An 11,892-nucleotide genomic window follows, 5' to 3' on the forward strand; every position below is an offset into this window, starting at 1 on the left:
CCGCCCGCCGGTGTCCGCGCCGACGCGCTCACCTGGGAGCCTTCGGCTCGCGCTTCTCCCAGCCCTCGGCCCAGAGGTCGAACCGCGCCTGCCGCTGCGGGAATTCGGCCGCCGCCTCCGCGTCGAACCCGACACCGAGACCGGGCGCGTCCGACACCTCGAAACAGCCCGTGGCCGGATCGACCTGCGGAGCTCCGGTGACCAGCTTCTTGATCTCCGCGTCCGCGAAGTCGTTGAAGTGTTCGAGGATCTTGAAGTTCGGTGTGCAGGCGGCCAGTTGGAGGCTGGCGGCGGTCAGCACCGAACCGCCGACATTGTGCGGCGCGACCAGCACGTAATGCGTCTCGGCGGTCGCCGCCAGCTTTCTGGCCTCCAGGATGCCGCCGATATGCCCGACGTCCGGCTGGATGATGTCGGCCGCCTGTGACTCGAACAGCTCCCTGAACTCGATCCGGTCATGGATGCGTTCGCCGGTCGCGATCGGCAGGTCCACCTTCCGCGCGACCTTGTCCAGCGCCTTGAGATTCTCCGGCGGCACCGGCTCCTCCAGCCAGGCCGGAGCGTACGGGGCCAGCTCGTGCGCCAGCCGTATCGCCGTCGACGGGCTGAACCGGCCGTGCATCTCCAGCATCAGCTCGGTGTCCGGCCCGATCGCGTCCCGTACCGCCTCGATCAGCGCCACCGCCTCGTTGCTCGCCGCCCGGTCCAGCTCGTAGTGCCCGGTGCCGAACGGATCGATCTTCAGTGCCCGGTAGCCGCGCTCCACCACCGCCCGCGCCGCCTTGTGGTAGGCGTCCGGAGTGCGCTCGGTGGTGTACCAGCCGTTGGCGTACGCCTTGACGCGGTCGGTGACCTTTCCGCCGAGCAGCTGCCACACCGGCACGCCCAGCGCCTTGCCCTTGATGTCCCAGCAGGCCATCTCGACGACCGCGATGCCCGACATCACGATCTCGCCGGCCCGTCCGTAGTCGCCGTACTTCATCCGCCGGACGAGATCCTCGACCGCGAACGGATCAGATCCCCGGAGGTGGTTGGTCTCCGCCTCGCGGAGATATCCCGTCAACGCGTCGGTCCTGCCGAGCATCCGGGTCTCACCGACACCGGTGAGTCCCTCGTCCGTATGGACCAGGACATAGGTGAGATTGCGCCACGGTGTACCGACGACATGTGTGCTGATTCCCGTAATACGCAAGGCGGTTGCCTCTCGTGTCCGCGATGGGCCCCTTGTGCTTGTTCGGTATTTCGTCACACGTTCGAAATCGTGGCGTGACGGTATTCAGGCACTCCGAGAGGTGTCAATGGGTCGCGCGCCGGTTAGTCTGTGTTCGTCATTCCGGCCGGTGGCCGATGTACCGAACAAGAGAGATGGGTGGTCGGCCATGGGACGGCTGGTCCCCGCGGTGACACGGGCCCTGGACATACTGGAACTCTTCCTGGAGGGAGACGGCACGCTCTCCGCTCCCGAGGTGATCCGCCGGCTCCAACTGCCGCGTACGACCGTGCATGAGCTGCTCACCACGCTCGCGGCCCGCTCGTATCTGGCGCCCGTCCCCGGCGAACCGGGCCGCTACCGCCTCGATGTGCGGACCTATCAGCTCGGCAGCAGATACGCGGAAGCGCTCGATCTGGCCGCCGAGGGCGGACAGGTCGCCCGCGAGATCGCCGAGACCTGCGACGAGACCGTCCATGTGGCGATCCTTGAGGACACCGACGTGATTTATATCGCGAAGGTGGACTCCACCCACGCGGTCCGTATGGTCTCGGCCGCGGGCCGCAGGCTGCCCGCGCACTGCACCTCGGTCGGCAAGATGCTGCTCGCCTCGCTGTCTGAGGCCGAGCTCGAACTGCGCATCGCCGGGCACGAGTTCATCGCCATGACACCGGCCAGCGTGACCGATCCCGATGAACTGCGCGCGGAACTGGCGGAGATCAGGGAGCGCGGTGTCGCGGTCGAGCATCGGGAGTCCAATCCCGATGTGAGCTGTGTGGCCGCGCCGGTACGGGACAGTACGGGCCGGGTCGTCGCCGCCCTGTCCATCTCCGTACCGGTGATCCGCTGGAGCGACGAGCGCGAGGAGGAGCTGGCGCTGCTCGCCGCCAAGGGCGCGAGCACACTCTCGGTACGGCTCGGCCACCGAGGACGGGCGTGAGGGCGGAAATGAAGGCGGGGACGAAGGCAGGCGGCAGGCGGCACCAACTCGCCGTCGCGGTACGGGAGTCGGCCCTGCTCGGTGAGGGACCCACCTGGGATCCCGCGTCCGGCCGGCTGATCTGGGTGGACATCCTCTCCTCGCGCGTCCACACCTACGATCCGGCCGACGGCCGCCGTACGGTCATGCTCGCCGAACAGCACGCCGGCGCGGCGAAACCGCGCGCCGGCGGCGGTCTGGTAGTCAACCTCCGGGACGGCATCGGGCTCTACGGACCCGACGGAGCCTTCTCCTGGCTGGTCCACGATCCTGTCCCGGGCCGCCGTGGCAATGACGCGGCGGTCGCTCCCGACGGCTCGCTCTGGGCCGGGAGCATGCGGTACGACGAGAGGGACGGCGGCGGCGCGCTGATCCGGGTGGCACCCGGCGGCACGGTCACCGAGGCGCTCACGGTGACGGTCGGCAACGGGACCGGCTGGAGCCCCGACGGGCGGACGATGTACTACGTCGATTCGCCCACGCGCCGTATCGACCGGTTCCGCGTGGACGGTGAACGGATCACGGACAGAAGCACTGTGGCCACGATCGAGCGCGGAGCCGGCCTTCCGGACGGGCTCACCGTTGACGCGGACGGCTGTGTCTGGGTGGCCCTCTGGGACGGCGCCCAGCTCCGGCGGTACACGCCGCGCGGTGAGCTGGACCGTACCGTCGAACTGCCCGTACGGCGTCCCACCGCCTGTGCCTTCGGCGGTCCCGGGCTACGGGATCTCTACATCACCTCGGCCCGTACGGGCCTCGCACGCCCGCATCCGCTCTCCGGCTCGCTGCTGGTACTGCCGGACGCGGGCCAGGGGGTGCCCGGGACGCCTTTCGCGGGCTGAGCGGTGTGAGAGGCGGGCGTCCGGTCCGCGAGAATGGAGGCATGGCCCGACGTCCCACTCGATCCGCCCGTCCTGACCGTACCGCCCGACCTGCACGATCCGACGCCGTCACCAGCGCCTCGCCGTGTCCCTGCGGGCTGCCCGCCGTGTACGGCGCGTGCTGCGGGCGCTTCCACTCCGGATCCGCCACCGCGCCCACGGCGGAACTGCTGATGCGCTCCCGCTACAGCGCCTTCGCCGTGCGCGACGAGCCGTATCTGCTGAAGAGCTGGGATCCCGCCACCCGGCCCGCCGGTGCCGGTCTCGATCCCACGGTGCGCTGGACCGGGCTGGAGATCCTGGAGACCGCGGACGGCAGCCCGTTCCACACCACCGGCACCGTCACCTTCCGTGCCCGCTTCACCCACCGCGGCACACCGGGCGTGCTGCACGAGCGAAGCCGCTTCGCCCGGCACGACGGCGCCTGGGTGTATGTGGACGGCACCTTCGTGGAGTGAGCCGGCTCGCCGACGGTACGCGGCTCCGCGGGATCACCGCGGCGCCAGTACCTCCGCCAGGTCGTACCGCACCGGTTCCTCCAACTGCGCGTACGTACAGCTCTCCGGTGTACGGTCCGGCCGCCATCTGCGGAACCGTGCCGTATGCCGGAACCGGTTGCCCTCCATATGGTCGTACGCGACCTCGCACACCCACTCGGGCCGCAGCGGCAGCCAGGACAGATCCTTCGTACCGGACCAGCGGCTCGGCGCGCCCGGCATCCGGGCGCTCTCATGGGCGGACTCGTCGGTCCAGGCGGCCCAGGGGTGGCCCTCCGCCGACTCCATCCGCAGCGGTGCCAGCTCCTCGATCAGCTCCGCGCGGCGCTTCATCGGGAACGCCGCACTGACGCCGACATGCTGGAGGGCGCCCTCGGAGTCGTACAGCCCGAGGAGCAGCGAACCGACCACGGGACCGCTCTTGTGGAGGCGGTATCCGGCGACGACGGCATCCGCGGTCCGCTCGTGCTTGATCTTGTACATCAGCCGGGCGTCCGGCCGGTAGAGCAGATCCAGTGGCTTGGCGATCACTCCGTCGAGCCCGGCGCCCTCGTACTGGTCGAACCACTGCCCGGCCAGTTCGACATCGGTGGTGGCGGGCGCGAGATGGACCGGAGGACGGACTGCGGTCAGCGCGGCCTCCAGCGCCTCTCTGCGCCGCGCGAGCGGTGTGTCGAGCAGCGAGGCATCGCCGAGGGCCAGCAGATCGAAGGCGACGAAGCTGGCCGGCGTACGCTCGGCGAGCATGTCCACCCGGGACTTCGCCGGATGGATGCGCTCGGTGAGCCGGTCGAAGTCGAGCCGGTTCCCATGGACGATGACGATCTCGCCGTCCACCACGCAGCGCTCGGGCAGCTCCGCGCGCAGGACCGTGACCAGCTCGGGAAAGTAGCGGGTGAGCGGCTTGCCCGTTCTGCTGCCGATCACCACCTCGTCGCCGTCACGGTGGACGATCGCCCGGAAGCCGTCCCACTTGGCCTCGTACTGCATCCCGGGCGGGATACGGGCCACGGACTTGGCGAGCATGGGCTTCACAGGAGGCATCACCGGCAGATCCATGCCCCGATTCTGCTCGGGAACAGGGCCCTCCGCCCGATGTGCGGTCCGCCTGGTACACGGGCCGGCCGATGTGCCCTCCACCCGATGTGCGGTCCGCCCGTGCCCGGCCTAGCCTGGCCCCCATGGGCGTAGCGGTGGAGCTGGAGGCGGACGGCAGGACCGTACGGCTGTCCAGCCCGGACAAGGTGTACTTTCCCGAGCGCGGCCTCACCAAGCTCGATGTCGCGCGCTACTACCTGGCCGTGGGACCGGGAATCCTGCGGGCGCTACGGGACCGGCCGACCACCCTGGAGCGCTATCCGGAGGGGGTCGAGGGCGAGTCCTTCTTCCAGAAACGGGCGCCGAAGAATCTGCCCGACTGGATTCCCACGGCCCGGATCGAGTTTCCCAGCGGCCGTTCGGCCGACGAGATCTGTCCCACGGAGGTCGCCGCCGTGCTCTGGGCGGCGAATCTCGGCTGTCTCACCTTCCATCCCTGGCCGGTGCGCAGAGGCCGCACCGACCATCCCGACGAACTGCGTATCGATCTGGATCCGCAGCCGGGCACGGACTTCAAGGACGCGGTCAGAGCCGCCCATGAGCTGCACGGCTTTCTGGAGGAACAGGGACTGCACGGCTGGCCCAAGACCTCCGGCGGCCGTGGTCTGCATGTGTTCATCCCCATCGAACCGCGCTGGACCTTCACCGAGGTCCGCCGCTGTGCCATCACCATCGGCCGTGAGCTGGAGCGGCGGATGCCGGGCCGGGTGACCACCGCGTGGTGGAAGGAGGAGCGCGGCGAGCGCATCTTCGTCGACTACAACCAGACCGCCCGCGACCGCACCATCGCCTCCGCCTACTCCGTACGTCCCCGGCCGCACGCTCCGGTCTCCGCGCCGCTGCGCTGGGCGGAGCTGGACGAGGTCGCACCGGACGACTTCGATGTGGCGACCATGCCGGTGCGCTTCGGCGAGGTGGGCGACGTGCACGCGGACATGGCGGAGCGGGCCTTCGGTCTGGAGGGCCTGCTGGAGCTGGCCGAGCGGCAGGAACAGGACCATGGGCTCGGCGACATGCCGTATCCGCCGGACTATCCGAAGATGCCGGGCGAGCCCAAGCGCGTCCGGCCGAGCCGGGCCAAGCGGCAGGACGAGAAGTAGAGGGACGGCACCGTGCCCCCTCTCCGCCGGAGAAGGGGGCACGGCATACGCGCATGAGCCGCCGGCCCGGGGCTACAGCTCCTTGATCCGGATGCTGCGGTACGAGATCACATCCGTCGTGCTGTGGACCTGGAGCCCGACATAGCCGGTGGCGTACCGCCGGCCGTCCGTGCCCGGGTCACCGGCGCGCGGCGGAGTGAACGTCTGCCCGCCCAGATTGTCGAACTCGTTGATCACCACACCGTTGCGCAGGATCGTGTAGTGCTGGTCGACCACCCGGATCTCGTAGTCGTTCCAGGTGCCCTTCGGAGTGACGCCCGCGTTGCCCAGGCCCACACGGTCGAAGCCGTAGATCGAGCCGGTCTTGTACATGTCGCCGTCCGGACGGTCGAGGATCTGGACCTCGTGCCCGTAGTTGATGGCGACCCACTCGGGCCGGGACTCCTCCGGGTGGTTGTGGACATACGGGAAGCGGACGAAGACACCGCCGTTGGCGTTGCCGTTGCCCGGAGCGTCGTCACGGAACTGGAGCTTCAGCGAGAAGTCGCCGTACTTGCGCTCCGGGAACCACAGCATGCCCATGCCCTCGACGGTGGTGCTGCTGGTGATCGCACCGTCGTCGGAGAGCGCGAACCGGCCGCCGCCCACCTGCTCCCACTTGGCGAGCGATTCCGCCGTGCCGTCGAAGAGATCGCGATAGCCCTCGGTCTGGCCGGGCTTGCCGATCCTGGACTGCTTCGCGGCCTTGGTTATCTTGTTGAACTCGCGCTGGTCGATGACATTGTCGGCGAGCAGCTTGTCGAGCACGGTGTCGACATGCTTGAGGAAGAGGGCCTGCGAGGTCCACTCCCGCTCGTCCTCGATCAGCTCGTTGATGGTGCACCGGCTACGGGTCAGCCGGTTCGGCACACCCGAGTCGACCGTGCCGACGATGACCGTCAGCCGCTCGTCGTACTCCGGGCAGTTGGGCGCGGGAACGCCGCCGCCCTGCGCGATGGTGAACGACACCTGCTTGGCCTGCGAGGTGTTGTTTGCCTTGTCGGTCGCGCGGTGTGCGAACGTGTGATAGCCGACCCGGTCGACGATGACGGGAGTCGTGTACGCGAGGTACGGACCGCCGTCGAGGGAGTACTCGACCTTGTCGACACCGGACTCGGCGTCGGTCGCGGTGAGCGTCACCTTGGCGCTGGTGATGAACGCGCCGTTGGCGTTCTTCTCACCGGTCACGGCCGCCGAGGTCTCCGGCGGGGTGGTGTCCTGAGCCGGTGGCTCCACGACGGTGAAGGCGACGGACTTCTCGGCCGCCGCGTTGCCCGCCTTGTCGGTCGCGCGGTAGCGGACCGTGTGCGTGCCGACCTGATGCACCATCACCGGCGCGGTGTACGGCTGCCAGGCGCCGCCGGCGCCGAGCGCGTACTCGATGGTGTTGACGCCCGAGCCGGTGTCCGAGGCGGTGACGGTGACCGTGGCCATCGACAGATAGTTGCCCGCGTCGTCCTGCTCGCCGCTCACGGTCGCCGAGGTCTCCGGCGGGGTCGTGTCATCGGTCGGCGGGGCCACGACGGTGAAGGCGACGGACTTCTCGGCCGCCACATTCCCCGACTGGTCGGTGGCCCGGTACCGGATCGTATGGCTGCCGACCTGGTCGACCACCACTGGAGCGGTATACGGCTGCCACGGTCCGTCGGCCCCGACCGCGTACTCGGTCGTCGCCACACCGGAGCCCTCGTCGGTCGCCGTCACCGACACCGTCGCCGAGCCGACGTACGCGCCGTCGGCGTTCTGCTGGCCCTCCACCGTGGCGTTGGTCGTCGGAGCGGTGGTGTCTCCCGGGCCGACCTCGGTCACGGTGAGCACACCGGTCATCTGGCCGTGCCCAGGGATGGAGCAGCGGAAGCGGTACTTGCCCGGCGTCAGATTGACCTCGGCGGTGTACTTCCCGCCGTTGGCGTCACTGGGATTGGCCAGGATGTTCAGCGAGACATCGTTGTTGTACTCGGGATCCGACACATCGAAGGTCAGTGTGTGCGGCATTCCCGTGGTGTTGCCGGTGGCCTCGCTGTTCTCGAAGACGATCGTGGTCGGCCCGGCCAGCGCGGTGGTCGGGAAGCTGAGATAGCGGTCGATCGGATCGCCGGCCGTCCAGGTCAGCACCTGGGCCGCGGCTGCCGCCTTCCCGCCTCCCGTCAGATCGACGGGCCGGCCGTACGCCGCCGTCGACGTCAGGCCCAGCACCATCAGGAACGCGCCCACCAGGGCCGTCCACACTCGTAGCGGGCGATACCTGAGGAGGGAACGATGGGATCGATGTCTCACTGCGTCGCCTTCCTGGCCAGGTCGGAGGCGGCCGGAGTCGGCTCGCCGCCCTTGTAGGTCACATGCCACAGCGCGGACTGGGAGTCGGAGGTGAAGAAGCCGCGCCCGTAGTCGAGGACATAGAGCGAGCCGTCCGGAGCGAACTTCCAGTCCATGAGGTTGCGGATACCGCCCTGACCGACCGGGATGATCTTCTTCAGGGTCTCGGCGTGCACCGGCAGACCGCCCTTGCCGACGGTCTTGGGATCGGTCAGCACCGCGTGGCGCGGGCTGTCCGTCGCGTCGTAGAAGTCACCGACGAACCACTTGCCGTCCCAGTACTCCGGCCACTTGACCGCGCTGGTGCTCTGCGCGTCGTACCGGTAGACCGGGCCGTCCATGGTCGCCTGGCCGCCGCCCTTGAGCCATGGCAGGAGGTACTTCGCCTCGGCGGGCTTGTAGCTCGGGATGCCGTTGGCGTCACGCGGATAGTCCGGAGCGCCGCCCTGCGGTGAGTACCAGATGGTGTTCGGCGTGATGGGCGGCAGATTCACCAGACCGTCGTTGTTGGGCGACTCGTTCTTGGGCGCGTTGCAGTTGTACCAGCCCAGCGGCTTGGACGGGTCGGGCAGATTGCGGTCCCGGTAGGGCTGGTTGTTGCCCATGCAGAACGGCCAGCCGTGATTGCCCGCCTTGGTGATCGCGGAGAACGTGTCGTACTTCGCCGGGCCCCAGACGGTGCTCGGCGAGCCCGCGTCGGGACCGACCCAGCCCGCGTAGAGGATGTCGGTCTTCTTGTCGATGGAGATACGCGCCGTGTTGCGCACGCCCATCACATAGATCTCGCCGCGCGTCTTGCCGCCGCCCTCGTCCATCTCCTCGCCCGTGAACAGATTGCCCGCGGGCAGGGTGTACGTCCCGTCGGGCTCCGGGTGGATACGGAGGATCTTTCCGTTCAGATTGTTGGTGTTGCCCGCCGTGCGGCGCGCGTCGGCGAAGGAGACGCCCTTGTAGTTGGGCTGCGGGTTGTTGCCCGAGTAACCGTCGCTGAAGCCGGACGAGTTGTTGTCGCCGGTCGCGATGTAGAGATTGCCCTTGGAGTCCCAGGCCATACCGCCGCCCGCGTGGCAGCAGCTGTGGACCTGTACCGGCCACTTCAGCAGGACCTTCTCGGAGGCGAGATCCAGCTTGTTGGTCGCCAGGTCCAGCGTGAAGCGGGAGACACGGCGCTCGGCCATCTGTGTGTCACGGTTGAGCTGCGAGTGCGGTGTGTAGTGCAGATACACCCAGCCGTTGGTCTCGAACTTCGGGTCCAGCTCGATACCGAGCAGCCCTTCCTCGACCTTGACCAGCTCGTCGCCGCCGCCCTTGTTGCCGAAGACCGTCAGCGCGCCCGCGAGCGTCACCTTCTTCGTCGCGGGATCGTAGACATGGATCTGGCCCAGGCCCTTGCCGATCTCCGGGTTGTTCCAGTCGGTCACCACGGGAGCGGCGTTGTCGCCACCGCCGCGGCCGATGTACAGCACCCGTCCGTCGGGCGCCACGACCAGTCCGTGCGGCTCGCCGATCTGGTCCTGCTGACCGGGCTGGTTCGCCTGGGTGACCCGCTCGGCCTGGTAGTTGCTGTCGATCGTCGCCTTGCAGTCGGCCTGTGAGAGCCGTGTCGTCCACTGGAGGGCGCCGCGCAGATGGTCGCGGAAGTCGGTCTCCGCGTACGACTCGGGCGTACCGCCCATGCCGGTGTAGAAGGACCGGCCGCCGTCGTAGTCACGGCACCAGGAGATGGGGTGGTCCGCGCCGTTGGCTCCGGTGCCCGGCTGGTAGCTGGCCTCCCTGACCCGGGCGACGGTGTGCACCTTGCCGCTCGGGTTGGCCGACCAGTTGAACCACTTGTCCGGCCGCTTCCATTCGAGCGGAAGATTCTTCGTGGCCGGATTGATACGGTCACCGACCTCGACGGTCGCGCGCTGCACCGTGGTGGGAGCTCCGGTGGGCCGGGCGCCGATCAGCCCGGTGAACCAGTCCGAGTACGGCTCCGTACGGGCCGCGTCATGGATACCGAGGAAGCCGCCACCGGCCTCCACATAGGCCTCCAGCCCGGCTTCCTGCTCGGGATCGAGCACATCGCCGCCGCCGGTGAGGAAGACGACCGCATTGTATTTGCCCAGCTTGGTCGCATTGGTGAAGACGGAACCGTCGTCCGTCGCCTCTGTCTTGAACCGGCCGGCCGTGGGACCCGACAGACCGATGGCCTCGATGGCCTCGATCCCGGCGTTGACGATCGGCGACTCCTCGGAGGCCGAGGCATGGAAGACAAGGACTTTGACGGTCTTTCCGCCCGGAGGTGACGGAAGGGACAACGTTGTCGAAGGCGGCTCCGGGTACGGCTTGGCCGATGCGGCGGTTCCGCCCAGCAGTGACGCCGCCATCGCGCCGGCCACCAGGGCCGCGGCCATTCCGCGCCTGGATCTAGACCGGTGATGTGGTGCGCGCTGCATGTGTTCACCCACCCCTCTGTGGTCATAGCAACAGCGAACGAAGCTAGACCCCTTTCCGTGACTCGCCAATAGGTATAACCGCAATCGACCGAACTTTGTCCTGGCTGTGGATAAACATGGGCCGCTGGTCTACGGTGTGCCCGTCCCCGGGGTCTCGTGTGCCCCGTAAATCTCGTACGGCACTGGGGAGTCGGTATGGCCATGGACAGACGGAGCTTCAACCGGCGGCTGATTGCGGGAGGTGCGGTGGCCGCCACAGGGGTGACATCGTTGTCGGTCGCCTCGGCGCCGGCGGCGACCTCGGCGGAACCGCCGCCCAGGACCGCTCCCGCCGGGGGCCAGGTGCGCCATCTCAAGCTGTACGCGGAGACTCTGCCGAACGGTCAGATGGGATACGGCTTCGAGAAGGGCAAGGCGACCGTCCCGGGCCCGCTGATCGAACTGATCGAGGGAGACACCCTCCATATCGAGTTCGAGAACACCACGGACGTGGCGGCCAGCCTCCATGTCCACGGCGTGGACTACGACATAGCCAGCGACGGCACCCGGATGAACCGGAGTCATGTCGAGCCGGGCGGTACCCGTACGTACACCTGGCGTACCCACACGCCCGGCAAGCGCCCGGACGGCACCTGGCGGCCGGGCAGCGCGGGCTACTGGCACTACCACGACCATGTGGTCGGCACGGACCACGGCACCGGCGGTATCCGCAAGGGGCTCTACGGTCCCGTGGTCGTCCGCAGGAAGGGCGACATCCTGCCGGACAAGCAGTTCACGATCGTCTTCAACGACATGACGATCAACAACAAGTCCGGCACGGAGGCGCCCAACTTCGAGGCGACCGTCGGCGACCGCGTCGAGATCATCATGATCACGCACGGCGAGTTCTACCACACGTTCCATATCCACGGTCACCGCTGGGCGGACAACAGGACGGGTCTGCTGACCGGTCCCGACGATCCCAGCCGGGTGGTCGACAACAAGATCACCGGTCCGGCGGACTCCTTCGGCTTCCAGATCCTCGCGGGCGAACACGTGGGCGCCGGCGCCTGGATGTACCACTGTCATGTCCAGAGCCACTCGGACATGGGCATGGCGGGCCTGCTGCTGGTCAAGAAGCCGGACGGCACGATCCCGGGCTACGAGCCGCACCACCCGATGCCGATGACCGCGGACGGCGCCAAGGGCGGGAAGAGCACCAAGGGCGCGGCGGACCACACAGGTCATTAGGCCGTGTTTCAGAAGTAGCGTCGTCCGCCCGCAGGGCGGGCCGCGCGGCGTCCGGTGCGTGCGATCGCAAGGCGGAGGATCGTCGTTGTCGATGGCCCGGCCGT

9 protein-coding genes are annotated in these 11,892 nt (G+C 68.4%); 5 read left to right on the top strand and 4 right to left on the bottom strand.

Annotation, left to right across the window (positions count from 1 at the left end; translation table 11 throughout):
• Positions 1 to 28: 28 nt before the first annotated feature.
• Positions 29 to 1,192: a mandelate racemase/muconate lactonizing enzyme family protein gene (locus GA0115259_RS09745; protein ID WP_093593849.1), complete on the bottom strand. Its 1,164-nt coding sequence runs from the start codon at positions 1,190 to 1,192 to the stop codon at positions 29 to 31.
• Between the two features lie 187 nt (positions 1,193 to 1,379).
• On the opposite strand from GA0115259_RS09745, the gene GA0115259_RS09750 reads away from it, so the two are divergent.
• Genes GA0115259_RS09750 through GA0115259_RS09760 form a run of 3 tightly spaced genes read left to right on the top strand, consistent with a single transcriptional unit; the run spans position 1,380 to position 3,528 of the window.
• Positions 1,380 to 2,150 carry an IclR family transcriptional regulator gene (locus GA0115259_RS09750; RefSeq protein WP_093593852.1) on the top strand — a complete coding sequence of 257 codons (771 nt, stop codon included), beginning with the start codon at positions 1,380 to 1,382 and terminating at the stop codon, positions 2,148 to 2,150.
• Between the two features lie 8 nt (positions 2,151 to 2,158).
• Positions 2,159 to 3,031 carry an SMP-30/gluconolactonase/LRE family protein gene (locus GA0115259_RS09755; RefSeq protein ID WP_093593855.1) on the top strand — a complete coding sequence of 291 codons (873 nt, stop codon included), beginning with the start codon at positions 2,159 to 2,161 and terminating at the stop codon, positions 3,029 to 3,031.
• A 41-nt stretch (positions 3,032 to 3,072) separates the two neighbouring features.
• Positions 3,073 to 3,528: a YchJ family protein gene (locus GA0115259_RS09760; protein ID WP_093593858.1), complete on the top strand. Its 456-nt coding sequence runs from the start codon at positions 3,073 to 3,075 to the stop codon at positions 3,526 to 3,528.
• A 33-nt stretch (positions 3,529 to 3,561) separates the two neighbouring features.
• Here the strand turns inward: GA0115259_RS09760 and GA0115259_RS09765 are convergent, their stop codons facing one another.
• Complete coding sequence (locus GA0115259_RS09765; RefSeq protein WP_093593861.1) at positions 3,562 to 4,626, bottom strand: ATP-dependent DNA ligase; 1,065 nt, start codon at positions 4,624 to 4,626, stop codon at positions 3,562 to 3,564.
• Between the two features lie 122 nt (positions 4,627 to 4,748).
• Between GA0115259_RS09765 and ligD the strand changes: the two genes are divergently transcribed.
• The gene (gene ligD, locus GA0115259_RS09770) at positions 4,749 to 5,765 is read left to right on the top strand and encodes a non-homologous end-joining DNA ligase (RefSeq protein WP_176732491.1); all 1,017 of its coding nucleotides are present in this window, start codon (positions 4,749 to 4,751) and stop codon (positions 5,763 to 5,765) included.
• Positions 5,766 to 5,837: 72 nt separating this feature from the next.
• Here the strand turns inward: ligD and GA0115259_RS09775 are convergent, their stop codons facing one another.
• Positions 5,838 to 8,003: an OmpL47-type beta-barrel domain-containing protein gene (locus tag GA0115259_RS09775; protein WP_202449845.1), complete on the bottom strand. Its 2,166-nt coding sequence runs from the start codon at positions 8,001 to 8,003 to the stop codon at positions 5,838 to 5,840.
• A 74-nt stretch (positions 8,004 to 8,077) separates the two neighbouring features.
• Positions 8,078 to 10,558: a ThuA domain-containing protein gene (locus GA0115259_RS09780; RefSeq protein WP_093593867.1), complete on the bottom strand. Its 2,481-nt coding sequence runs from the start codon at positions 10,556 to 10,558 to the stop codon at positions 8,078 to 8,080.
• 201 nt (positions 10,559 to 10,759) lie between these two features.
• Between GA0115259_RS09780 and GA0115259_RS09785 the strand changes: the two genes are divergently transcribed.
• Positions 10,760 to 11,788 carry a multicopper oxidase domain-containing protein gene (locus GA0115259_RS09785; protein WP_237539890.1) on the top strand — a complete coding sequence of 343 codons (1,029 nt, stop codon included), beginning with the start codon at positions 10,760 to 10,762 and terminating at the stop codon, positions 11,786 to 11,788.
• Positions 11,789 to 11,892 lie beyond the last annotated feature (104 nt).

The sequence above is a fragment of the Streptomyces sp. MnatMP-M17 genome, from assembly GCF_900091995.1.
Classification (GTDB): domain Bacteria; phylum Actinomycetota; class Actinomycetes; order Streptomycetales; family Streptomycetaceae; genus Streptomyces.